The sequence below is a fragment of the Pseudomonas sp. ACN8 genome (assembly GCF_002303925.1).
Lineage (GTDB): Bacteria > Pseudomonadota > Gammaproteobacteria > Pseudomonadales > Pseudomonadaceae > Aquipseudomonas.
On the sequence record NZ_MRCS01000012.1, the window covers coordinates 72550 to 97757 of the forward strand.

17 protein-coding genes are annotated in these 25208 nt (G+C 60.7%); 5 read left to right on the forward strand and 12 right to left on the reverse strand.

Annotated features, from left to right (window positions below):
- Positions 1 to 7: 7 nt before the first annotated feature.
- The 12 genes from BSF44_RS09015 to glnE form a co-directional block, all read right to left on the reverse strand.
- A complete protein-coding gene (locus BSF44_RS09015; RefSeq protein ID WP_095943207.1) occupies positions 8 to 904 on the reverse strand; it encodes an antimicrobial resistance protein Mig-14 in 897 nt (298 codons plus the stop codon).
- Positions 904 to 2034, reverse strand: coding sequence for a glycosyltransferase (locus BSF44_RS09020; protein WP_095943208.1), 1131 nt, complete (start codon positions 2032 to 2034; stop codon positions 904 to 906). Before BSF44_RS09020 ends, BSF44_RS09015 begins: the two co-directional genes overlap by 1 nt.
- Positions 2018 to 3775 carry a carbamoyltransferase gene (locus BSF44_RS09025; protein ID WP_095943209.1) on the reverse strand — a complete coding sequence of 586 codons (1758 nt, stop codon included), beginning with the start codon at positions 3773 to 3775 and terminating at the stop codon, positions 2018 to 2020. Before BSF44_RS09025 ends, BSF44_RS09020 begins: the two co-directional genes overlap by 17 nt.
- A 166-nt stretch (positions 3776 to 3941) precedes the next feature.
- Positions 3942 to 4277 carry a YceK/YidQ family lipoprotein gene (locus BSF44_RS09030; protein ID WP_095943261.1) on the reverse strand — a complete coding sequence of 112 codons (336 nt, stop codon included), beginning with the start codon at positions 4275 to 4277 and terminating at the stop codon, positions 3942 to 3944.
- A gap of 227 nt (positions 4278 to 4504) precedes the next feature.
- On the reverse strand, positions 4505 to 5956 hold the full coding sequence (locus BSF44_RS09035) for a lipopolysaccharide kinase InaA family protein (RefSeq protein WP_095943210.1): 1452 nt from the start codon (positions 5954 to 5956) through the stop codon (positions 4505 to 4507).
- On the reverse strand, positions 5956 to 6708 hold the full coding sequence (locus BSF44_RS09040) for a lipopolysaccharide kinase InaA family protein (protein WP_095943211.1): 753 nt from the start codon (positions 6706 to 6708) through the stop codon (positions 5956 to 5958). Before BSF44_RS09040 ends, BSF44_RS09035 begins: the two co-directional genes overlap by 1 nt.
- Complete coding sequence (locus BSF44_RS09045; protein ID WP_095943212.1) at positions 6705 to 7439, reverse strand: lipopolysaccharide kinase InaA family protein; 735 nt, start codon at positions 7437 to 7439, stop codon at positions 6705 to 6707. Before BSF44_RS09045 ends, BSF44_RS09040 begins: the two co-directional genes overlap by 4 nt.
- On the reverse strand, positions 7439 to 8245 hold the full coding sequence (rfaP, locus tag BSF44_RS09050; protein ID WP_095943213.1) for a lipopolysaccharide core heptose(I) kinase RfaP: 807 nt from the start codon (positions 8243 to 8245) through the stop codon (positions 7439 to 7441). Before rfaP ends, BSF44_RS09045 begins: the two co-directional genes overlap by 1 nt.
- A complete protein-coding gene (locus BSF44_RS09055; RefSeq protein WP_095943214.1) occupies positions 8246 to 9367 on the reverse strand; it encodes a glycosyltransferase family 4 protein in 1122 nt (373 codons plus the stop codon).
- Positions 9367 to 10428 (reverse strand): lipopolysaccharide heptosyltransferase I, encoded by a 1062-nt coding sequence (gene waaC, locus BSF44_RS09060; protein ID WP_095943215.1) that lies wholly within the window; start codon positions 10426 to 10428, stop codon positions 9367 to 9369. The genes BSF44_RS09055 and waaC overlap by 1 nt, the downstream gene beginning before the upstream one ends.
- A gap of 1 nt (position 10429) precedes the next feature.
- Entirely contained in the window at positions 10430 to 11464 is a 1035-nt protein-coding gene (waaF, locus tag BSF44_RS09065) for a lipopolysaccharide heptosyltransferase II (RefSeq protein WP_095943216.1), read from the reverse strand.
- Between the two features lie 316 nt (positions 11465 to 11780).
- Entirely contained in the window at positions 11781 to 14720 is a 2940-nt protein-coding gene (gene glnE / locus BSF44_RS09070) for a bifunctional [glutamate--ammonia ligase]-adenylyl-L-tyrosine phosphorylase/[glutamate--ammonia-ligase] adenylyltransferase (protein ID WP_095943217.1), read from the reverse strand.
- A 383-nt stretch (positions 14721 to 15103) separates the two neighbouring features.
- Here glnE and aceE point away from each other — a divergent pair, with 383 nt between their 5' ends.
- From aceE to msrA, 5 genes are all read left to right on the forward strand, one after another.
- Entirely contained in the window at positions 15104 to 17749 is a 2646-nt protein-coding gene (gene aceE, locus BSF44_RS09075) for a pyruvate dehydrogenase (acetyl-transferring), homodimeric type (protein ID WP_095943218.1), read from the forward strand.
- 11 nt (positions 17750 to 17760) lie between these two features.
- Positions 17761 to 19713, forward strand: a complete 1953-nt coding sequence (gene aceF / locus BSF44_RS09080; protein ID WP_095943219.1) for a dihydrolipoyllysine-residue acetyltransferase — start codon at positions 17761 to 17763, stop codon at positions 19711 to 19713.
- A gap of 273 nt (positions 19714 to 19986) precedes the next feature.
- Complete coding sequence (locus BSF44_RS09085; RefSeq protein WP_095943220.1) at positions 19987 to 21381, forward strand: alkaline phosphatase D family protein; 1395 nt, start codon at positions 19987 to 19989, stop codon at positions 21379 to 21381.
- A gap of 234 nt (positions 21382 to 21615) precedes the next feature.
- Positions 21616 to 24309: a bifunctional diguanylate cyclase/phosphodiesterase gene (locus BSF44_RS09090; protein ID WP_095943221.1), complete on the forward strand. Its 2694-nt coding sequence runs from the start codon at positions 21616 to 21618 to the stop codon at positions 24307 to 24309.
- 218 nt (positions 24310 to 24527) lie between these two features.
- The gene (gene msrA / locus BSF44_RS09095) at positions 24528 to 25178 is read left to right on the forward strand and encodes a peptide-methionine (S)-S-oxide reductase MsrA (protein WP_095943222.1); all 651 of its coding nucleotides are present in this window, start codon (positions 24528 to 24530) and stop codon (positions 25176 to 25178) included.
- Positions 25179 to 25208: the final 30 nt, after the last annotated feature.

A 25208-nucleotide genomic window follows, 5' to 3' on the forward strand; every position in this document is an offset into this window, starting at 1 on the left:
GCTTGGCTCATACGGTAAAGACCGGCACGGGGTTGCACCAGCGATCCTTGTATTCACGGTCGGCGCGACCGAAGGAAAAGCGCAACGGTTTATCCTGCGCCCGGGCATGCTCCCAGGCGCTTTGCGTATTGAGGAAACTCAGCACACTGCCAGGGCTGAACTCACGAGTCTCGGGATCGACTCCGCCGTTGATGTACTCGACGCTGATCCACTGCGGGGTTTCGACGCGGTACACCAGTTGAATCGCAATTGGCGCATCGTTGAGAAAAATCACCGAGCCGATCAGCAACTCACGCAGCAATTCGATGACGTCGGCCATGCGCTCGGCACCCGTCGCCGGGAAACCCCAGCGGCGCTGGAACAGGTCGCAGTAAATCGCCGCCAGCTCAGCGCTGGAAAATTCGGACACCGGCCGCACCACGCCACCGGCCTCTTCCAGCAGGCGCAATTCGCGGCGCTGGTTATAGCGGAATTTTTTCGACAGTTCTTCGGGCGTGCGGGCCATGGCCAGCTGTTCGGCTTGCAACTTGATGCCAGCGAAACGGCCTTCGTTCAGCGCCGACAGATAACGCGCGCGATGGCGCAAAGGCGCCTGGGTATCGGCAGCGGCCGGCAGGATGATCTCGGCGTTGCCCAGGTCGAACAGACCTTTCTTGCCGCGACGCTTGAGCACGTCCTTGGACAAGGCCAGGTCGCGGCCCCAGGTCGGGATCGCCGCCTTGACCTCATCGCCCTGCACCCAGGCCAGGTAACGCACCGGAATGTCAGCCAGTTGCGCCAGCCGCTCGACCACAATTGGATGAGTCGCGACGCTGCCGCCATAACGCTGCCAGGTTTCGGCGTAAGTCGAGGCATCGACGACCGCCCAGCCACGCTCGCGCCAGCCTTGAAATCGGTTGAGCATCAGCCCCTCTGTGCCAGTTCGGTAACGTGCGGCAAATGCCAGAAAGCATCGCGCACCGCGCGATCGGAGAAGCGTTCGCGCAAGCGCTCGAGCATCAACTCGGCACACTGCCGGCGTTGCTGATCATCCATGCCGGCCAGATGTTGCAGCCCCTGGGCCAGACGCTCGGCATCGCCCAACGGGAACAGGATGCCCACGCCTTCCACCACCTCTTTCGCTCCGCCGCACGCCGTGGCCAGCAAGGGTACGCCAGCGGCCATGGCCTCCAGCAGCACCATGCCGAACGGTTCGTGATCGGAACTCAGTGCGAACACATCGAAGGCACGGAAGTAGTTACGCGCATCCGGCACCTGACCGAGGAACAGAACCCGGTCACCGATGCCCAGCTCCCGGGCCTGGGCCTTGAGGTTTTCCTCCAGGCGCCCCTTGCCGAGAATCACCAGCTGGCTGTTGGCGGGCAAGCCCGGCAATGCCTCGGCGAAACCCTGCAGCAACGTGGCCTGGTCCTTGTCCGGATGCAGCCGCCCGACGTTGCCGACGATCCAGGCATCCGCCGCCAAACCGAGGGTTTCCCGGGCCTCGCGAGCCGACACTTGGGTCGCCTGCAAGGCGCCCACATCGATACGGTTGTACAAGGTCTGGATCCGCGAAGCCGGCCACTTCGGCAGGCATTGGCGCATGTCGTCGCGCACGGCGTCGGACACACCGAGCAGACCCAAACGCTTGCGGAAAACATGCGCGAACAGTTTGCGGCTGCCACGCTTGTAATCATCAAAAGCGTGATGCACGCCAATGACCGGCAACGACGTGCCGAGCAAGGCGATATAGATCGGCTTGAAGCGATGGGCGATGCAGAAACTGAAGTTGCGCGAGGCGGCGATCTTGCGCAGATCGCCGATGGCACCCAGCTTCAGACCACGAATGGCCTTGGAGCTGTACTCCATGAACAGCACTTCGTCGGAGGCGCAGCCCGCGGCGACTTCGGCATCGGCAACCCCGGTGAGAAACACCGTGGTCACGCGATAACCGGTCCCTGCGAAAAGGCTGGCGTACTGCCGTGCGCAGTCCAGGAACGGCCCGTCATAGCCGTGGCAGAACTGCAGCACATGGCGTTCAGCCGAACGTGTCATAGGCGTTTGCGCCCTCTTTGACCACCAGGATGTCTTCCATGATCAGATACTGTAGATCCGAACCGAAGAACATGTTCAGAGCGTCGGTCGGCGAGCAGATCATCGGCTCGCCACGACGGTTGAGCGAGGTGTTGAGCGACACGCCGTTGCCGGTGAGCACTTCCAGCGCTTTCATCATGTCGTAGTAACGCGGGTTGTATTCGCGCTTGAGCACCTGGGCGCGAGAGGTGCCGTCCTCGTGGACGACTTCCGGCACGCGGGTTTTCCATTCTTCCGCCACTTCGAAGGTGAAGGTCATGAACGGAGCCGGGTGATCGATCTTGATCATCTGCGGCGCCACGGTGTCGAGCATCGACGGGCAGAAAGGCCTCCAGCGCTCGCGGAATTTGATCTGGTGGTTGATGCGGTCGGCCACGCCGGGAATGCTCGGGCAACCGATGATCGAACGACCGCCCAGTGCACGCGGACCGAACTCCATGCGCCCCTGGAACCAGGCGACCGGGTTGCCATCGACCATGATCCTGGCGATCTGCTCCGGCATGTTGTCGAGCTTGCGCCAGGTCGGCTTGTTCTCGTGACGGGCGCATGCGGCAATCACGTCTTCGTTGCTGTACGACGGGCCGAGGTAGACGTGTTCCATCTTCTCGACCGGTACGCCACGGGCGTGGGACACATAGGCCGCCGCGCCGACTGCGGTGCCGGCGTCACCGGATGCTGGCTGTACGAACAGCTCTTTGACGTCGTCGCGGGCGATGATTTTCTGGTTCAGCTTGACGTTCAACGCACAGCCACCGGCATAGGCCAGTTTGCCGGTTTGCTTGAGCACGTCGCCCAGGTAGTAGTCGATCATCTGCAGCGCAATTTTTTCGAACAGCGCTTGAATGCTGGCAGCGTAGTGAATGTAAGGCTCATCAGCGATATCGCCTTCGCGCTTTGGACCCAGCCACTCGATCAGCTTCGGCGAGAAGTAGTAACCCTTGCCCTTCTCTTTGTAGCGACGCAGGCCGATGACGTTGGCGTAGTCGGTGTTGATCACCAGCTCGCCGTTCTCGAACGAAGCCAGGCGCGAGAAATCGTATTTGCTGGCGTCGCCGTACGGCGCCATGCCCATGACCTTGAACTCACCGTCGAGCATATCGAAACCGAGGAACTCGGTGATCGCGCCGTACAGGCCGCCGAGGGAGTCCGGATCGAAGAATTCCTTGATCTTGTGGATCTTGCCGTTTTCGCCATAACCGAAGAAGGTCGTGGCGTACTCGCCCTTGCCGTCGATGCCCAGGATCGCGGTTTTCTCTTTGAAACCGGAGCAGTGATAAGCGCTGGAGGCGTGGGCCAGGTGGTGTTCGACCGGCTCGATCTTGATCTTCTTCGGATCAAAACCCAGTTGTTCCAGGCACCAGACGATCTTGTTGCGATAGCGCTTGTAGCGACGGTTGCCCATCAGGATCGCGTCGAGGGCGCGGTCCGGGGCGTACCAGTAACGCTTGGCGTACTGCCAGCGGGCCTTGCCGAACAGGCTGATCGGTGCGAATGGAATCGCCACCACGTCAACGTCGGACGGTTTGATACCGGCCTGTTCCAGGCAGAATTTCGCCGATTCGTAAGGCATGCGGTTCTTTGCATGTTTATCGCGTACGAAGCGTTCCTCTTCAGCCGCCGCGACCAGCTTGCCGTCGATATACAGGGCTGCGGAAGGATCATGGCTAAGGGCGCCGGACAGGCCAAGAATCGTCAATGCCACAGGGGTCTAGCCTCTTTAGTCTGCATGCAGGCGCAAGCGCCTCAAAAATTAATGTGCCCTCGCAAGGGGCGAGAGACAGCTAAAGGGCGGGATTATAGCGTAAAAGCAGCGGCAAACCTCTAGCCGCAAGCGGCATGCAACTGCGGCCGGGGCCTCGCGTTATTTTTTATCCGCGCGCAGGTCGCCAATAGATGGAAATATTGCCGTCCACGCTTTGCCGGTAAATCGTGTACGGCAAGACAACGGTGTCCAGCGCGCCAGACAGGGCCAGGTCCACCAATACAAGCGGTACAAGGATGCCCGTAGGGTCTGGTGGTGCATTCAATACACAGAAGTCGTAGGCCAGGCCGCTGTAGACCCGGGGAATGGATTGGCAATAGGTCTTTTGCCTGCGCAGCCCCTGCGCGGCTTCGGCTTCATCCTGCAAGACGGTGGCGGCGGTCCCGCAGCCCGTTAGCGACACTGATAAAACACCCGCTGAAACTGCCATTTTGATCGTCAAAGCCTGCCCTCCGAGAACGTCAGGCAAACTAGCATCGGGGTGATTCTAGCTACAGTTCATGACTTCCCAAGATCGCGTAGGACGGTTCACAAGAACCTGTCTGCTTTTCTGAGCGGCCTTGCGGGCCTCTTCGCGAGCAGGCTCGCTCCCACATTTGGACCAAAGTGCTCACAAGTTTTGTGTTCACCACCAATCCCTGTGGGAGCGAGCTTGCTCGCGATAGCGGTTTAAGCAGCGCTGGAGATGTCTTTGGGCAACCGCTGATCAATGACCTGATAAAGGGCACTACCTTCAGGCCAATTGCGCATGAACCGTGCGCGATCCCTGGCATACGCTGGGGCGAAGCTGCCGAGAGAGCCGTGCTGGCACATCGAATCGAGGTCGATCAACGCCCAGCGATCCTGCTGCCAGAACAGGTTATGCCCCTTGAAGTCGCCATGACTGATGCGCAGGCGAATCAACTCGGCGAACAGGTGATCCAGTGCCAGCAGCTCGGTTTCCGGTGCGTCGCCGTTTTCAACATACGGTGCAAAACGCTCGATGATGTCCGGACCCGACAGGTACTCGGTGATCAGGTAGGCCCGGCTTCGCAGCCACAGGAAACGCTTTTCCAGCAACGCCAGCGGCTTGGGCGTGGCAATCCCGAGGAATGCCAGCCGGTTGCCTTCGCGCCAGGAATGCCAGGCCCGGCTCGGACGCCAGAAACGCTTGAGCCAGTGGGCAAAACCCTTGATGTTGTAGCGCTTGATCACCAGCGTGCGGCCATCCACCTCGACCTTGCCGACGCTCGCAGCACCGCCAGTCTTGTATAGATGCCCCTGATCGAGCAGGGCATCGGCCTGCTCCAGCACAGGCACCATCGACGGCACTTCCTCGCGGCGAATCGCCCGCAATTCGAAGGCCCCGCGCTGGACACTGAACAGCGTGCACTCGCGGCCGACCTTGATCAGGAAATCCTTGAGGCGCCAGCTGCGGACCTTGTCGATCTGCTTCTGCAACGCTTCCATGGGCAAGGCGTGTTCGCCGTTGCTGAGCAGGTAGTACACCAGCAACTCTTCAATGAAGGGCTCAATAGACTTCGGCAACTGGGCGAAGAACACCCCGAGGTTTTCCAGGACCTTCTGCCGGGACAGCGGCTGCCCCGGCGTTTCGGAGCAAATCCCGGCGCCGTCGATCAAGTACAGACGACCACGCTGACGCAGCAGGTTGTCCAGGTGCAGGTCCTCCTGCCACAGACCTTTGCGGTGCATCTGGCCGATCGCCCCTAACGCCTCGGCCAGCACTGCCCCTTGCCCATCGGACAGTACCGGTTGCTGCTCAACCTGCTTCCAGGTATCACCCAGGCTTTCGGCGCCCTCCAAAAACTCGAACAACAGCCAACCGCCCTCGCCTTCTTTCAGGCCATCGGCCAACAGCTGCGGCGTGGTCAATCCTTGAGCGGCAAGCAAACGCACGCCATCGAGCTCACGCTGGAAGTGCCGCGCAGCCTTGCTGCCGACCAGCAACTTGGCCAACACCGGCCGGCCGCGCCAGACGCCGGCACCGACATAACGCTGCCCCGGCAACACCCGCAAAAGGCTCAGCAGTTGCAGCTCGGCAGGGCCGGCGGCGTCGGCCAGCGAAACGCTCAGCGGCAAGGCCGGGCTGCGGCCGGCGGACTTCAATTCGGATAAACGCATCAGCGCGGCCCCTTCTGGCTGCGCCGCGTGGTCAAACGCTGCAGCCAGCTGTCGATCAGCGAGCTGTCCTGCGGTTGGTCCAGATAGGCGGCCAGCAATTGCCGCAGCTGCGACTCGCCCCACTCGGGCGCGCGGCGCGTCAGCGGTTCCAGATCCTTGACTCGGTCACGCTGCCCGTACAGCAGCGGCCGGGTCTTTTCCAGGTCGATCAATTGAGCCTGATAGCCGTTGCCGGTGGCGCGCATGAAAATGTGCTTGGGATAAAAGCACCCATGCACCTGGCGTGCAGCGTGCAGCTGCCGGGCCAGTTCGCCACTGGCCTTGAGGATTTCCGTGTGCTGCTCAGGGCTCAATTGAGCCCAGCGCTGCAGCAGCGAATCGAGGTCGTCCCAACCGTCCAGGGCACGGGTCATCAGGATCGCGCGGACTTCGCCATCGACCTTGCGCTCGCCGTAGAACACCGCTTCGAGCGCCGGAATACCCATCTTCCGGTAACGGGAGATGTTGCGAAACTCGCGAGCGAAACTCGGCTCGCCGAACGGGGCACGCAAGGTGCGGGTCAGGTAGTTGCTTTGACGCTTGAGGTAGAAACCATGACCTTCCAGATCCAGCCGAAACACGCTGCTCCAGCCGCCGCGACCGGTGTTGGGTTCGTCCACCGCATCGAGCTGTTTGGCCCAGAGCGCCTCGAACGTGCCGAGGCCATGGCGCTCAAGCAGCGCTCGGTCTTCAGCGGCCAGAAAATCAGTCATTCGCGTCCCTCGAAAAATCTAACCACGTGCCGGATGCGTTTTTTGTCCGCGGCGTTGAGCCGGGTCCGGTTGCGGTATTGCAGGTAAAAGCGCAGGCGCTGGGTAGCCGACAATTGATACTTGGCGACCTTGTCCAGGCACGCCAGATCTTTGGTAATACGGTACTTGAGCCAGAAACCGCGCCAGAAATCGCCGTTGGGGCAATCGATCAGAAACACTCGAGCCTCATCGTCGATCAGCAGGTTGCGCCACTTCAAATCATTATGGGTGAAGTGGTGGTCGTGCATGGTCCGGGTGTATTGGGCCAGCTGGCGACTGACGGTATCGACCCAGGCGCGATCCGACAGCTTCGGGTCGCGGCGCTCGGCCAGTGCCGACAAGTCTTCGGTGCGCGGCAGTTCCCGGGTAATCATCGCGCCGCGAGCGTAGGCCGCACCGCGCCGCTCCAGCCCCCAGGCCACCACTTGCGCAGTGGGGATGCCCCACTTGGCGAACCGCTTGAGGTTCTGCCATTCCATCTTCACCCGAGGCTTGCCCAGGTAACGCCGCAAGCCTTTACCAGCGCCCACATACCGCTTTACGTAATAGTTGACGCCCTTGCGCTCGACACGGATGACCTCCGAGAGCACGTCACTGGTCAAACGCTCGCCTTGCAGCGCAAACACAGCCTCGAGGCTGCCAAAGTCATCGGCCAGCTCGCTGTAGGCCGGATCCAGTTTCCAACCCGACATCAGAGCGCATCCCCGTATCGCTGTTTACGCTCGTAGAGCTTGTTGGCCTTGCCGTCGAGCCAGCTCAGCAACCCGGCTTCTTCGCTCAGTATCAGGCGTAGCGGCTGCTGGAAATAGCCTTTGAGGAAACGCAACTTGTCGCGACGGGTCAGGCCGATGTCCAGCGCGGAAAAGTACAGCGCGGCCAGGTCCTTGTTGCGCCAGCGCGAGGTGATCGCCGGACGGGTCTGGGCGCGGTGCAGGTCAATCACCGAGAGTTTGAAGTCGTCGGCAGTCACCGGCTTGTCGGTGTGCAGCAGGAAATGGCAGATGTAGCAGTCGCGGTGGTTGACCCCGGCACGGTGCATCATGCCGGTCATGCGTGCGACTTCGGCGATCAGCGCGCGCTTGAGTTTTGGCTCGGGCGGCTGCTTGACCCAGTTGATACTGAAGTCTTCCAGGCTGACCGTCGGCGCCAGCTCTTCTGTAACGATGAAGGAGTGCTGGTCGGCCGGGTTGCTGCCCTTTTCGCCATACGCGACGGCGGTCATGGTCGGCACGCCGACTTCCTGGAGGCGTTGAATGGCCTTCCACTCCTGGCCGGCCCCCAGTACAGGAAGCTTGGCAGTGAGCAGGTTCTTGAAGATTTCGGCCCAGCCAATGCCACGGTGGATTTTCACGAAGAACCCGTTGCCGTCGACTTCCGTGCGTAATGTCCGGCGCGCTTCCAGCTCGCGGTACACCTCGCCCTTGAGTCCCTCGACTTCGGCGAACGGGTCGCGTCCAGCCCAGAGGCTCTTGAACGGTTCAGCCAGCATCAACTTCATTTAAGCGTGCTCCGCCAGAATCACATCGGCCGCGTGCTGCGGCATGCTGTAGAGGTCGGCCGTTTCGGCGAAGGCCAGACCATTGCGGCTCCAGGCCGCCCTTGCTTGAGCGTCGTTCAACATGCCGGTCAGGTACTGCGTCAGTTGTGCCTGATCGAACGGTTCGTCCAGCACCAGACCCGCATCGGCCTCGGCGATGTAATGGGCATAACCGCACACCGCACTCACCAGCACCGGCAGGCCGGCCACCAGGGCTTCGAGCAAAACCGTCCCGGTATTTTCGTTGTACGCCGGGTGGATCAACAGATCGGCACCCAACAGGAAACGCGGGATATCGCTGCGGCCCTTGAGGAAGGTGACGTTATCACCCAGCCCCAATGTCGCACTCTGCATCTGGAATAACTTGGGGTCATCCTGGCCAATTACAAACAGCCGGGTGCGCTTCTTGAGATCAGCGGGCAATGCCGCCAACGCCTTGAGGCTGCGATCGACGCCCTTGGTCTTGAACCCGGAGCCGATCTGCACCAGCAGCAGTTCGTCGTCCTTGAGATTGAATTCAGCGCGGAACCCGGCGCGAATGTCATCGGCATCCACCGGCCGGCGACGATCCTGGGCGATGCCCGGCGGCAGCAGGTGAAAGCGCTCCAGCGGCGTGTCGTAATGCTTGATGAACAGCGGCTGCTGGACCTCGGAAATCATCAGTACTTCGGTCTTCGCCTCTTTGGCGAACACCGCCCGCTCGTATTCGGCGAAGTGGCGATAGCGGCCCCAACGGCGATACAGCGAGTTACGCAGGTTCTGCGCCTTGTCTTCGAAACAGCCGTCAGCGGCGTAGTAGACGTCCAGGCCCGGCATCTTGTTGAAACCGATCAGGCGATCCACCGGGCGCTTGGCCAGGTCCGCCTCCATCCATTCGCTGAGTTTTTCGTTGCGCCGATGGTTGAAGAACGCCTTGACCGGCGCCACCAGCACTTCGAAACCCGGCGGTACGTCGCCTTCCCAGATCAGCGTGTAGACGCGAATCTGATGGCCGCGCTTCTGACACTCCAGGGCGATTCGCATGAAATCGCGCTGCAAGCCGCCAAACGGAAAATACTTGTACAAGACAAATGCCAATTGCATCAGCGCAGCTCCTCAGCCATTAACAACGTGCTCAGTCGGCTGGCGACACGCTCGGGATTCAGACGCGTGAAGCACAACGGCCACTCGCGTTTGAGGTCAAATTGACGGGCATCTTCAGCCGTCGGTTGATAAGTGCATTTCTTTTGCAGGCACGGCGCACAAGGGAAGTCGCTGGCCAAGTGAATCTGCACTTTGCCATAGGCGCCGGTCAGGCCCGGATTGGTCGGGCCGAACAGCGACAGCGTCGGTACATCCAGCGCGGCGGCCAGATGGCCGAGGCCGGTGTCCACCGCCACGCAGGCTTGTGCACCCGCCAACACCTTGCCGACACCGGCCAGGTTCAGCTTGGGCAACACTTCGGCGTGTTTGAAACCGGCAGCGATGCGCTCGGCCCGGGCTTTCTCCTGCGCATTGCCCCACGGCAGCTTCACCCCGACGCCCAGGTAGCCGACTCGCTCGGTCAGTTCGCGCCAGTACGCTTCGGGCCAGTGCTTGGTGTCCCAGGTGGTGCCATGCAGAAACACCACGTACGGATTCTTGCGCGGCAATTCCACCAGGCGCTCGATATTCAGGCCGTAGTCACCCAGGCCTTTGGGCAAGTCATAGCCCAACGCGATGGCGAACAACTGACGCACTCGCTCCACCGCATGCTGCCCGCGGGCAACGGCCAGGCGTCGATCGTAAAAGCGCGCAGCGATGGGCTCACGCGCCGAGCTTTTATCAAGGCCGGCCACCGGGGCCTTGACGTAACGGGTCAGCCAGGCGCTTTTCAGCAAGCCCTGGGCATCGATCACCAAGTCATAATTCGTGGCGCGAACACTTTGCTTGAAGCGCTTCCACTCACCGCTCTTGATGGTCTGCCAGATGTTTTTGCGCCAGCGACGGATCGCCACCGGAATCACCTTGCCCACCGCCGGATGCCAGGTCGGGATCTCGGCAAAGCCTTCTTCCACCACCCAGTCGAATTTGATGCCGGGAATCGCCCGCGCCGCGTCGGTCAACGCCGGCAACGCGTGAATGACATCGCCCAACGAAGAAGTCTTGATCAACAGAACCCGCAAGTTATTTGACCTCGACCACAGTGCCTTGCAACCGCTGCAAGGCTTCGTTCACAGCCTGCGGCATGAGCTGGCGCAGGCAATTGTAATGGCCGAAACGGCAGGTGCGGTCGAAGCATGGGCTGCATTCGATACCCAGGCGAACGACTTCGACGTGCTCGGCCAGCGGTGGCGTGAACCCCGGCGATGTCGAACCGTAGACGGCGACCAGCGGGCGGTTCAGCGCGGCGGCGACGTGCATCAGGCCGGAGTCGTTGGACACTACCGCATCGGCGCAGGACATCAGGTCGATGGCTTCGGCCAGCGAGGTGCCGCCGCTGAGGTTCACTGACTCCTCACGCAGGCCGGGAATCAGCCGCGCGCGGATGTCTTCGCCCACGGCGTGATCGTTTTTCGAACCGAACAGCCAGACTTGCCAGCCCTCGCGGATCTTCGCTTCGGCCACCTTGGCGTAATGCTCGGACGGCCAGCGTTTGGACTCGCCGAACTCGGCGCCGGGGCACAGGGCCAACACCGGGCGGTCGAGGGTCAGGCCGAATTTGGCCAACGCTGCTTCGCGGGTAACCGGGTCGATCTGCAGCGTCGGGCGCGGATAGGGTTTTGGCAATTCAGCGCCCGGCTCGAACGCCAGGGCCATGAAGCGCTCGATCATCAACGGGTAACGATCCTTGTCCAGCGTGCGCACATCATTGAGCAGGCCATAGCGCAATTCGCCACGCCAGCCGGTGCGTTTCGGGATGCCGGCAAAGAACGGCACCAGCGCCGACTTCAGGGAGTTGGGCAACAGGATCGCCTGGTCGTACTGGCCGGCCAGGGATTTGCCGATGCGTCGACGCGTTGCCAGCTCCAGGACACCGTGACCGAGCGGAAAGCTCAAGGCCTGACGAACTTCGGGCATGCGCTCAAGAATCGGCCGGCTCCACTCGGGGGCCAGCACGTCGATTTCGCATTGCGGGTGGCGTTGTTTCAGACACTGGAAAAGTGTCTGCGCCATCACCATGTCACCGACCCAACTGGGCCCAACGATCAGAATTTTCATGTGGTTTCCATAAACGAACCGGGGAGGCCTACGCCTCCCCGCCTCGAAAATCTCTGCAGGAGCACGGTGGCTTGCGATGGGTCATCACCTTCAACATTGCTGTCGACTGTCACTCCGCTATCGCGAGCAAGCTCGCTCCCACATTGGGTATTGGTGTACCTCGATCCGCATGACACTGCAGATCTACTGTGGGAGCGAGCTTGCTCGCGATGGTCGTTAACGATAACGCGGCAAGTCTGGCACCCCGCTGCGCTCTCAAGTTCATCGCGAGCAAGCTCGCTCCTACAGGGGATATTGGCGTATCAAATATCCCGTTTCAGCTTAGCCCCAGCTCACGCCAGATCCGCATGACCTGCCGCCGTTCGTCCGCGAACTGGTCGCCCGGAATCACCCCCGGGCCCTTCTGCAAGGCCTGCCGGTGGGCGGCGGAACGGTACGCTTTATACGCTTCACGCAACAGGCTGGCATCTTCGACGGGCATCAGCCCTTCATGCTCAAGCTCTTCCAGAATGCGGATGTTGTCCGTCCAGCGCAGCAATGGCGGGTGTGTTTCGGACCACGCCAGGGCCGCGTATTGCACCATAAATTCAATATCGACGATACCTCCGGCGTCCTGCTTGATATCGAACGGCGCCGTGGCTTCGAAGGCATTTGCCCCGGTGCCGGCCGCGGTGCTCTTGCTGCCCAGGTTATCGCGCATCTTGGCGCGCATCTCGCTGACCTCCTGGCGCAGGGTTGGCAGGTCACGCGTCTTGCCCAATATCGCAGCACGGACTTTCTCGAAGGCCTGGCCGACATCCTGACTGCCCACCAACACCCGCGCCCGCACCAGCGCCTGGTGCTCCCAGGTCCAGGCTTCGTTCTCCTGATAACGGGCAAACGCCCCCAGGGAACTCACCAGCAAGCCCGACGCGCCGGAAGGCCGCAGGCGCATGTCCACTTCATACAGCTGCCCGGAGTTGGTCTGCGCCGTCAGCAAGTGAATGATCCGCTGCCCCAGCCGGGTGAAAAATTGCGCGCCGTCGATGGGTTTGACGCCATCGGTTTCAGCCTGCGGATCGCCGTCGTGGATGAACACCAGGTCCAGGTCCGAACCATGCCCGAGTTCCAGGCCGCCGACTTTTCCATAACCGACAATGATGAAGCCGGGATCGCACAAGGTGCCATCGGTGCGCAGCGGTGTGCCGTACTTGGCCACCGTTTGCCTCCAGGCCAGCGCCAGCACTTGTTCCAGGATCGCCTCGGCGAGCCAGGTCAGGTAATCGCTGACTTTCATCAGCGGCAGGCTGCCGGCGATTTCCGAGGCGGCTACCCGCAAGCGGTGCGCCAGCTTGAAATGGCGCAGGGCTTCCATTTGCTGCTCGAGGTCGTCCTCGGGAATCCGTGTCAGACGCTCGCGCAATTCGGCGGCCAGTTCTGGCGCCAGTGGCGGCTTGAACAGTCGGCCTTCATTGAGCAATTCGTCGAGCAGCAGCGGAAAACGGGTAATTTGCTCGGCGATCCACGGGCTCGCCGCGCACAGCGTCAGCAATCGCCGCAACGCACTGGGGTTCTCGGTCAACAGCACCAGGTACGCCGAACGACGGGCCACGGCTTCGACCAGTGGCAGCACTCGTTCCAATACCAGGTCCGGATTGTCATGCTCCACGGCCTGTGCCAGCAATCGCGGAATAAAAGCATCGAGACGTTCGCGCCCCAGACGCTGCATCGCCCTCAATTGTGGACTGCCGCGCAAACCGGCCAGGGCTCTCAAGGCCTCTGGGGCATCCTTGAAACCGCCCTCTTCCAGCTGGCGGCAGGCGGCCTCATCGTCCTGGGCCTCTTCCCACAGCGGCAACCACTCACCGCCGACCACCACTTCGCTTTCGGCGCCCAGCTCTTCATCGGGATCGGCGATCACCTGCCCGAAGTGCCAGGCAATACGGCCGCGCCAATACATCAGCTGTTCGTGGAACGCCGTCCAGTTGGCGAAACCCAGCATAAAGGCAATGCGCGCCTGATCCTGCTCGCCATCGGGCAACATTTGCGTCTGGCGATCGGCAATCGCCTGAATCGCGTGTTCGGTGTAACGCAGGAATTCGTAACCTTCACGCATTTCGCTGATCACGGCCGGCGGCAGATAACCCTGACCTTCCAGCGTGCTCAGCACCTTTAATAGTGGGCGCTGCTGCAAGCTCAGATCACGGCCGCCATGGATCAGCTGGAATGCCTGGGCAATGAACTCGACTTCACGAATACCGCCGGAGCCGAGCTTGATGTTATCGGCCATGCCCTTGCGCCGCACTTCCTGCTGGATCAGCTGCTTCATGGTGCGCAGCGCTTCGATGGCGGAAAAATCCAGGTAACGCCGGTAAACGAACGGGCGCAGCATCTCTTGCAGCTGCGCGCCGGCTACCTGATCGCCGGCCACCACCCGCGACTTGATCATCGCGTAGCGTTCCCAGTCGCGACCCTGGTCCTGGTAATACTGCTCCAGCGCGTTGAAGCTCAGCACCAGTGCGCCCGCCGAACCGTAAGGACGCAAGCGCATGTCGACGCGGAATACAAAGCCGTCGACGGTCATCGGGTCCAGGGCCTTGATCAGCCGCTGGCCCAGACGAATGAAGAACTCCTGATTATCCAGCGGGCGTTTGACGCCGACGGTTTCACCACCCTCGGGATAGGCGAAAATCAGGTCGATGTCCGACGACAGGTTCAGCTCCACGGCGCCGAGCTTGCCCATGCCGAGAACGACCATCTGCTGCGGCTCGCCGCTGCGCCGCCCGGTCGGCACGCCGAACTGCTGGCAATGGCGCAGGTACAACCATTGATAGGCCTGATCGATGCTGGCATCGGCCATGTCCGAAAGGTCGCGGCAGGTCTGGATCAAATCGGCCTGGCGGGTCAGGTCGCGCCAGATGATCCGCACCTGATGGCGGGCTCGCTGGCGACGCAAGGCGCGGCCAAGCTGATCGTCGGTCTCGGCCACGCTCACGGCGGCCGCGATCTGCCCGCATAACTCACCGGGGGCGAAGCGGCGGTCCAGTTCGCCGGACTGCACCAGCCCCAGCAACATCAAAGGGTCACGAACACACTGTTCAATCACGAAATCGCTGGCGGCGGTGACGCGGGCAAATTGCGCCCAGCGCTCCGGCGTCCAGGCAGACAGACCGTGGTCATCGTCCAAGGCAGCGACGGCAGCCCGGAACGACTGCTCGGCGCGGGTGACAAACGGCAGGAGAATGGCGGGCAGTTCAGCAAGCGAAGGGAGGCTCATGGTCTATCCTTGATCGGCGTACAACGGACTGCATGTAGTGGTTTTCGAAAACCCACTACCTGAGGGAGTGTCGAACAAAAGTTAGAAATAGCTGAAATTTCTTTAATTTTGGCAGCCAGCATCAAGCTTTTACCTTTTGTAGTTGGAAAAAGACCAACCTTAACGATTATTCTCACAACGCAGCCGGGGGCCACAAGCCGCTCTTCTGTAGTTTTACTACTCGTATATACATTAGCCGGGCTGAAATGCCGGAAGATTTGTAGTAAAACTACACGCCGCCGGAACAACCTGTCGGCAATCCAAGAATTCATAACGTCTGCCCACAAGGCCAGTCGCTAACTCAGGCAACCGATTCTGGTAGCCTTTCCGCCCTGGAGCAAGCCATGCAAGACCTCGATCCCGTCGAAACCCAGGAATGGCTGGACGCCCTGGAATCGGTTCTCGACAAAGAAGGCGAAGACCGTGCTCACTATCTGATGACCCGTATGGGTGAACTGGCGACCCGCAGCGGTTCGCAGTTGCCTTACGCCATCACCACGCCTTACCGCAACACCATCCCGGTAACCCACGAAGCACGCATGCCTGGCGACCTGTTCATGGAACGCCGCATTCGCTCGCTGGTACGCTGGAACGCGATGGCCATGGTAATGCGTACGAACCTGAAGGATTCCGACCTCGGCGGTCACATCTCCAGCTTCGCTTCCAGTGCGACCCTGTATGACATCGGCTTCAACTACTTCTTCCAGGCCCCGACCGAAGAACACGGCGGCGACCTGATCTACTTCCAGGGCCACACCTCGCCAGGCGTTTACGCCCGCGCATTCATGGAAGGCCGCATCACCGAAGACCAGATGAACAACTTCCGCCAGGAAGTCGACGGTCAGGGCCTGTCGTCCTACCCGCACCCTTGGCTGATGCCTGACTTCTGGCAGTTCCCGACCGTATCCATGGGTCTGGGCCCGATCCAGGCGATCTACCAGGCACGCTTCATGAAGTACCTGGAACACCGCGGCTTCATCCAGCCAGGCAAACAGAAAGTCTGGTGCTTCCTGGGCGACGGCGAGTGCGACGAGCCGGAATCCCTGGGCGCTATCTCCCTGGCCGGCCGCGAAAAGCTGGACAACCTGATCTTCGTCATCAACTGCAACCTGCAGCGCCTCGACGGCCCGGTTCGCGGCAACGGCAAGATCATCCAGGAACTCGAAGGCGTGTTCCGCGGTGCTCAGTGGAACGTGACCAAAGTCATCTGGGGCCGTTTCTGGGACCCACTGCTGGCCAAGGACGTCGACGGCATCCTGCAACGCCGCATGGATGAAGTCATCGACGGCGAGTACCAGAACTACAAAGCCAAAGACGGCGCGTTCGTGCGTGAACACTTCTTCAACACGCCAGAACTCAAGGCGATGGTCGAAGACCTGTCCGACGACGAGATCTGGAAGCTCAACCGTGGTGGCCACGACCCGTACAAGGTCTACGCGGCGTACCACGAAGCGGTCAACCACAAGGAACAACCGACCGTCATCCTGGCCAAGACCATCAAGGGTTATGGCACCGGTGCCGGCGAAGCGAAGAACACTGCGCACAACACCAAGAAGGTCGATGTCGAAAGCCTGAAGTTGTTCCGCGACCGCTTCGACATCCCGGTCAAGGACGACGAGCTGGAAAACCTGCCATTCTTCAAACCGGAAGCAGGCAGCGCCGAAGCCCGTTACCTGAGCGAACGTCGTACCGCACTGGGCGGCTTCGTACCTCAGCGTCGCGCCAAGAGCTTCAACATCCCGACTCCGCCACTGGACACCCTCAAGGCGATCCTGGACGGCTCGGGCGACCGCGAAATCTCCACCACCATGGCCTTCGTGCGGATCCTCGCGCAACTGGTCAAGGACAAGGAAATCGGTCCGCGCATCGTGCCGATCATCCCGGACGAAGCCCGTACCTTCGGTATGGAAGGCATGTTCCGCCAACTGGGCATCTACTCCTCCGTCGGCCAGCTCTACGAGCCAGTCGATAAAGACCAGGTGATGTTCTACAAGGAAGACCAGAAGGGCCAGATCCTCGAAGAAGGCATCAACGAAGCGGGCGCCATGAGCTCCTTCATCGCTGCCGGTACTTCGTACTCCAGCCACAACCAGCCGATGCTGCCGTTCTACATCTTCTACTCGATGTTCGGCTTCCAGCGTATCGGCGACCTGGCCTGGGCCGCTGGCGACAGCCGCACCCGTGGCTTCCTGATCGGCGGCACCGCCGGCCGTACCACCCTGAACGGTGAAGGCCTGCAACACGAAGACGGTCACAGCCACCTGCTGGCCGCGACCATCCCGAACTGCCGCACCTACGATCCAACCTACGGCTACGAGCTGGCGGTGATCATTCAGGACGGCATGAAGAAGATGACCGAAGAGCAACAGGACGTCTTCTACTACATCACCGTGATGAACGAGTCGTACCAGCAGCCAGCCATGCCGGCCGGTGCCGAAGAAGGCATCAAGAAAGGCATGTACCTGCTCGAAGAAGACAACCGCGAAGCGGCGCACCACGTTCAGCTGATGGGCTCCGGCACCATCCTGCGTGAAGTCCGTGAAGCAGCGAAGATCCTGCGCGAAGAGTTCAACGTCGGCGCCGACGTGTGGAGCGTTACCAGCTTCAACGAACTGCGTCGCGACGGCCTGGCCGTTGAGCGCACCAACCGTCTGCACCCGGGCCAGAAGCCTAAGCTGAGCTACGTCGAAGAGTGCCTGAACGGCCGTAAAGGTCCGGTCATCGCCTCAACCGACTACATGAAACTGTTCGCCGAGCAGATCCGTCAGTGGGTACCGTCCAAGGAATTCAAAGTCCTGGGCACCGACGGTTTCGGCCGTAGCGACAGCCGCAAGAAACTGCGTCATTTCTTCGAAGTCGACCGTCATTTCGTGGTGTTGGCAGCCCTGGAAGCACTGGCTGACCGTGGCGACATCGAACCTAAAGTGGTGGCCGAGGCCATCGCCAAGTTCGGTATCAACCCGGAAAAACGCAACCCACTGGACTGCTGAGGAGAGATTTTGTGAGCGAACTCATTCGCGTACCTGACATCGGCAGCGGTGAAGGTGAAGTAATTGAACTGTTTGTGAAGGTCGGCGACCGTATCGAAGCCGACCAGAGCATCCTGACGCTGGAATCGGACAAGGCGAGCATGGAAGTGCCTGCGCCGAAGGCCGGTATCATCAAGAGCCTGAAAGTGAAGCTGGGCGATCGCCTGAAAGAAGGCGACGAACTGCTGGAGCTGGAAGTCGAAGGTGCCGCGCAAGCGGCCCCTGCGGCAGCCGCACCGGCTGCCAAGGCTGAGGCCAAACCGGCTGCGGCACCTGTTGCCGCGCCTGCCGCTGCCCCTGCCGCCGCTTCGGTTCAGCAAGTGCACGTGCCGGACATCGGTTCGTCGGGCAAGGCCCAGATCATCGAGATCCAGGTCAAGGTCGGCGACACCGTCGCGGCTGATCAATCGCTGATCACCCTGGAGTCCGACAAGGCGAGCATGGAAATCCCGTCGCCTGCCGCTGGCGTGGTCAAGGCCATCAGCGTCAAGCTCAACGACGAAGTCGGCACCGGCGACCTGATCCTGGACCTGGAAGTGGCGGGTGCTGCTGCACCGGCTGCTGCTCCGGCCCAGGCTGCCGCGCCAGCTGCCGCCGCTGCGCCTGCCCCTGCCGCTGCGGCACCGGCTGCTCCAGTGGCCGACAGCGTTCAGGACATCCACGTTCCGGACATCGGTTCTTCAGGCAAGGCCAAGATCATCGAAGTCCTGGTCAAGGCCGGCGACACCGTTGTGGCCGACCAGTCGCTGATCACCCTGGAATCCGACAAGGCGAGCATGGAAATCCCCTCGCCAGCCGCTGGCGTGGTGGAAAGCGTTTCCATCAAGCTCGATGACGAAGTCGGTACCGGCGACCTGATCCTCAAGCTGAAAGTCAAAGGCGCCGCTCCGGCCGCTGCACCGGCGCCTGCCGCTGCTGCTCCGAGCGCACCGGCTCCAGCTGCTGCTCCTACCGCCGCCGCTGCACCTGCTGCTGCGCCGGTCGCCGCGCCAGCCAAGCCTGGTGCAAAAGTTCACGCCGGCCCTGCCGTGCGTCAACTGGCCCGTGAATTCGGCGTCGAGCTGAACGCCGTTGGCGCCAGCGGTCCGCACGGTCGCATCCTGAAGGAAGACGTGCAGGTTTACGTCAAGGCCATGATGCAGAAGGCCAAGGAAGCACCGGCCGCTGCTGCCGGCGCAAACGGTGGCGCGGGCATCCCGCCGATTCCGGTCGTGGACTTCAGCCGCTTCGGTGAAATCGAAGAAGTGCCGATGACCCGCCTGATGCAGGTCGGCGCCGCCAACCTGCACCGCAGCTGGCTGAACGTGCCGCACGTGACGCAATTCGACTCGGCGGATATCACCGAACTCGAAGCGTTCCGTGTTGCCCAGAAAGCCGTTGCAGAGAAGGCCGGCGTCAAGCTGACCGTGCTGCCATTGCTGCTCAAGACCTGCGCACACCTGCTCAAGGAACTGCCGGACTTCAACAGCTCGCTGGCGCCAAGCGGCAAAGCGATCATCCGCAAGAAATACGTGAACATCGGCTTCGCCGTCGACACCCCGGATGGCCTGCTGGTGCCGGTCATCAAGAACGTCGACCAGAAGAGCCTGCTGCAACTGGCCGCCGAGGCTGCTTCCCTGGCTGAAAAAGCCCGGACCAAGAAGCTCTCGTCGGACGAGATGCAAGGCGCCTGCTTCACCATTTCCAGCCTCGGTCACATTGGCGGCACCGGCTTCACGCCGATCGTCAACGCGCCGGAAGTGGCGATCCTCGGTGTTTCCAAGGCAACCATCCAGCCAGTCTGGGACGGTAAAGCCTTCCAGCCGAAACTGATGCTGCCACTGTCGCTGTCCTACGATCACCGTGTGATCAACGGCGCCGCTGCTGCACGCTTCACCAAGCGTCTGAGCGATCTGCTGGGCGACATCCGCACCATGCTCCTGTAACACCGACCGGCCCTCCTTCACCGGAGGGCCAGTTGCGTTCCACGTTTCCGAGCGCCACGCTCGTACCTCAACCCCGCCAATTTGGCGGGGCTTTTTTTGCCTGATGTTTTACTTAAAACGTCTTCCTACATTTGTGGCTGATATCGCCCACAACTCGAATCCATTTCTGCCAGATATTTTTTCGGGCCAAATAACTAGCCTTGGCTGCAAGTCTACTTATTACATCCGAAACAACCATCTAACCAATTCACAAGCAGCCGAATGGATTCAAACATGCTTAAACCAACTGTCGGCCCGATTATTGGCCACATCACAACTAATCACGCGCGTATTTTCTTGCGCGGCGAACACAATAAAAACACGTTGGTATTTGCCGGCATCCGTTATAGACGACAAGGCGAAGACCAATGGTCAACAGGCAACTTTGCGAAACTCGAACCCGAGCGCGACATGTGCGAAGTCTTTGCACTAAACAACCTGTCCGCCGACTCCGACTATGAGTATCAGGCGGGGTGGTTCAGCCCGATAAGTCCGGTGCACACCATCGACACGCTGAATGAACTGCCGCTGCAATGGCCACGGCAGGTTTATCACCTGCGGACCCGTTCCAGCCAGGCCGGCCTGCCAAAGGCCTACATTGTCGGTTCCTGCCGATACTTGCGCATAACCGCAGGTATCGCATCGGCCCCTCACCTGGGCGACAGAATCTTCGCTTCAATTTCACGTCTGGTGGAGCAAGCCAGTCCTCCCGTCAGTGCGCTGGTGATGACGGGCGACCAAATCTATGTCGATGATTTGAACATCATTGCCCCGGATCGGGAACTCAAGGAAATCCTGCATAAATATCGTGTGGCGTTTTCGCAGATAAATATCGCCAGATTAATGTCCAGCCTGTCCACTTACATGATCCTTGACGACCATGAAATAGAAGACAATTGGCCCGCCAACAAGAGCAAGTCCGATGACTACTTATATGCAAACGCGATCAGGGCCTATGAGTTGTATCAGGCCAGCCATAGTCCAGCTCATGCACTCACCGATGATGGACTTGTAAATAAACGACTGGACAAATACTGGTATCAATTTAATGAAGGCGATATCGAATGGTTTGTGACCGACAGTCGAACTCGACGCAATCTGTCGGCCACTGACCGACGCATTCTCGATACAGCCCAGGAACAGGCTTTGTGCGACTGGCTGATCGACAGCCCGGCGCGGGTCAAATTCGTGGTCACCAGTGTCATGTTCTACCCTGACCAAAAACGCTCGGATGATGACGCCTGGCAGGCCTTCCCCGAACAACGGCTGCGGTTGCTGGAGACCATTCGCACACACCGCATCACGAACGTCGTGTTCATTTCCGGTGATGTTCACGGTTCGCTGACCAGCCGGTTGACCCACAGCGAGGACCCGGACTTCGAAGTCCACACCATCGTCTCGTCACCGCTGTGCAACAGCAGAATGTTGCCCTATGCCACGGCTTCCACGTTCGCCCTCGATCAACCCTTGGTCCGCACCGCCTCCGGCGACTATCGGCATGAGCTGACCAGCAACGTGATCAGCCAGGATAACTTTGCCCACCTGGTCGTCGATGCCGGGCAGCTCCAGGTGAATTATCACGACCGGGAGGGCAAGCTTTTGCAGTCCATTGGCATCCCGATTCGCTGACCCGGAAACAGATCGCAGTCATTTGCAATACTTGCAAAACTGCGATTTTTCGGCGAATAGCGATACTTTTTACCACCGACTGAAGAAAACCCGTCGTCTGCCGACATATTCTTATAGCACTTGGCCTTCATCTCTCTTGTCAGTCGGTGTCGCAATGATGCAACCTTGCCGCAGGCAACAGTAAAGAGGGCGAGAGCCCGGCGCGTTCAGCATATTCGAAGCGAGTTTCCCTCCATGAAAAGCCAACCCGATGCCGCCAGCCGTATGGTGGCCGAGGTAGTGACGCAGTTGCCTGTGCCCTCGCGGCTCGGCATGCTGCGTTTCGAACGGCTTAATGAACCCAGCTGGGCGCTGCTGTTTCTCGACCCCAATTGCGAACGCCAGTTCGGCCTGCCCGCCGTTGAGCTGTGTGCGCTGGTGGGTTCGCCCTACGCCAGCCTGATGGAGCCGCAAGCGCGCTATCAACTGCACGACGCGATCCAGCAACAGCTGACTGAAAGCACGCACTACCTGATCCGCTACACCCTGCACACCGCCTCTGGCTCCCTAAGCCTGCTGGAGCTGGGCGAAGCCTACAAACAACACAATCGACATCTGTTGCGCGGCTACCTGCTGGTCATCGACGGCCTGTTCGAAGATGACCCGCTGCAACCGGCCCTGGATCTGGAAACCCAGAACTCGCGCCTGCAGATTGCCCTGGAACTCAATCAGCGCGCCCAGCAGGAGCAACTGCTGCATCTGGACCGGGTGCGTGCCCAGCAGGACCTGATCCTGCTGCTCACCCGTCAACGCTACAGCAGCAACAACTCCTTGCGCGAAGCCGCCGAGCTGATCACCCGCAGCGCCTGCGACATCTACGAAATCGACAGCGCCAGCCTGTGGCACCTCGAAGGCTCGATGCTGGTGCCGATCTCGGCCTATCACCGCACGAATCAGCAATACCTGCTGCCGCAACCGATCGACGTCAGCGTTTTCCCCGATTACCTCGACGCCCTGCACACCGGCCGCGCCATCGACGCCCATAACGCCATGCGCGACCCGCGCACCCGGGAGATGGCCGAAAGCCTGCGCCCGCGCGACGTCAACGCAATGCTCGACGCCAGTATCCGCGTCGATGGCCAGGTGGTCGGCGTTTTGTGCCTGGAGCAAACCGGGGCGACCCGCGCCTGGCAGTCGGATGAAATCGCCTTCGCCGGAGAACTGGCGGACCAGTTTGCCCAGGTCATCAGCAACCACAACCGGCGAACCGCCACCAGCGCCCTGCACCTGTTCCAGCGCGCGGTCGAACAAAGTGCGAACGCCTTTTTGCTGGTCAACTGCGATGGCGTGGTGGAATACGTCAACCCGAGCTTCACCGCAATCACCCAATATTCCACCGAAGAAGTGCACGGCCAGCGTCTGTCAGAACTGCCAGCCCTGGAGAACCTCAGCGAACTGCTGTTCGACGCGCCTTCAGCACTTGCCAAGAGCAACAGTTGGCAGGGCGAATTCAAAAGCCGCCGCAAAAACCTCGAACCCTACTGGGGCCAGTTGTCGATCTCCAAGGTTTACGGCGACAACCGCGAGCTGACGCACTACATCGGCATCTACGAAGACATCACCCAGACCAAGCTCGCACAGCAGCGTATCGAGCGCCTGGCCTACACCGACAACCTGACCAACCTCGGCAACCGCCCGGCGTTCATCCGCAACCTCGATGAACGCTTCGCCCGGGACAGCGACGCGCCGATCAGCCTGTTGCTGGTGGACATCGACAACTTCAAGCGGATCAACGACAGCCTCGGCCACCAGACCGGCGACAAACTGCTGATCAGCCTGGCCCGGCGCCTGCGCAACAGCCTGATCCCTAGCGGCAGCCTGGCGCGATTCGCCAGTAACGAATTCGCCGTATTGCTGGACGACAGCGACCTCACGGAGGGCCAGCAAGTGGCCAACCAGTTGCTGGCGACCCTCGACAAACCGATGTTCGTCGACAACCAGTTGATCAGCGTCACCGGCTCCGTGGGCCTGGCCTGCGCACCGCTGCACGGGCGCGACCCGCAAACCCTGATGCGCAACGCCGGGTTGGCGCTGCACAAGGCCAAGGCCAACGGCAAACACCAGGTGCAAGTGTTCACCGAAGCGCTGAACGCCGAGGCCAGCTACAAACTGTTCGTCGAAAACAACCTGCGCCGCGCCCTGACCCAGAACGAACTCGACGTGTTCTATCAGCCAAAACTGTGCCTGCGCAGTGGTCGCCTATTGGGCATGGAAGCACTGCTGCGCTGGGACCATCCGGAAAAGGGCATGATCCGCCCGGACCAGTTCATCAGCGTCGCCGAAGAAACCGGGCTGATCATTCCGATCGGCAAATGGATCGCCCGCCAGGCCTGCCGCATGAGCAAAGCCCTGACCGCCGCCGGCCTGGGCAACCTGCAAGTGGCGATCAACCTGTCGCCCAAGCAGTTCTCCGACCCGGACCTGGTCGCCTCCATTGCCAACATCCTCAAGGAAGAAGTCCTGCCGGCTCATTTGCTGGAGCTGGAGCTGACCGAAGGCCTGTTGCTGGAAGCCACCGAAGACACCCACTTGCAGCTCGACCAGCTCAAACGCCTGGGCCTGACCCTGGCCATGGACGACTTCGGCACCGGTTACTCGTCGCTCAGTTACTTGAAAAAATTCCCCATCGACATCATCAAGATCGATCGAAGCTTTATCCACGAAATCCCGGACAACCAGGACGACATGGAAATCACCTCCGCGGTGATCGCCATGGCCCACAACCTGAAGCTCAAGGTCGTGGCCGAAGGCATCGAAACCGCCGACCAGTTGTCGTTCCTGCGCCGTCACCGCTGCGACGTCGGCCAGGGCTACCTGTTCGACCGTCCGATCCCGGGCAACGAGCTGATCGACAAGCTCAAACGCTACCCGCGCGGCCCAATCGCCTGACAAACACAGAATCTGCGGCGGACACAGATTCTGTGGCAGGCAAAGAACCTGTGGGAGCGAGCTTGCTCGCGATAGCGGTGGATCAGTCGACATTGATACTGAAAGTTATGCCCTCATCGCGAGCAAGCTCGCTCCCACAAGGTAGTGCGTATCGGGCAGGTATTGGGCACACTGACAGCCTGTTTATTTACAACCCAACCTGACTGAGAGGACTGATCATGGTTCTGCGCTCGGAAATTCTGGTGAACAAAAACGTGCTCCCGACTAAAGAACAAGCTCTGCCCGGCCGCGAAACCGCGATGACCCTGCCTGAAAAGCACTTCGTGTTTAAAGACACCCCCTTGCTCGGCCCGTTCTTCGAAGACGTCGACTTCGCGATCTTCGGCCTCGGCTGCTTCTGGGGTGCGGAACGCCGCTTCTGGCAGCGTGAAGGCGTGGTCAGCACCGTGGTCGGTTACGCCGGCGGTTTCACGCCGAACCCGACCTACGAAGAAGTCTGCTCGGGCCTGACCGGCCACACCGAAGTGGTGCTGGTGGTGTACGACAAGGCCAAGGTCAGATACGAAGAACTGCTGGCGATGTTCTGGGAATTGCACAACCCGACGCAAGGCATGCGCCAGGGCAATGACATCGGCACCCAGTACCGTTCGGTGATCTACGCCACCAGCCCGGAACAACTGGACGCGGCGCTCAAGAGCAAGGAAACCTACCAGGTCGAGCTGTCCAAGGCCGGTCTCGGTGAAATCAGCACCGAAATCGACCAGGCCCCGACCGTCTACTTTGCCGAGGCGTATCACCAGCAATACCTGGCGAAAAACCCGGAAGGCTATTGCGGCATTGGTGGTACCGGCGTGACCTGCCCGATTTAATCGGTCAACAAACCTGTAGGAGCGAGCTTG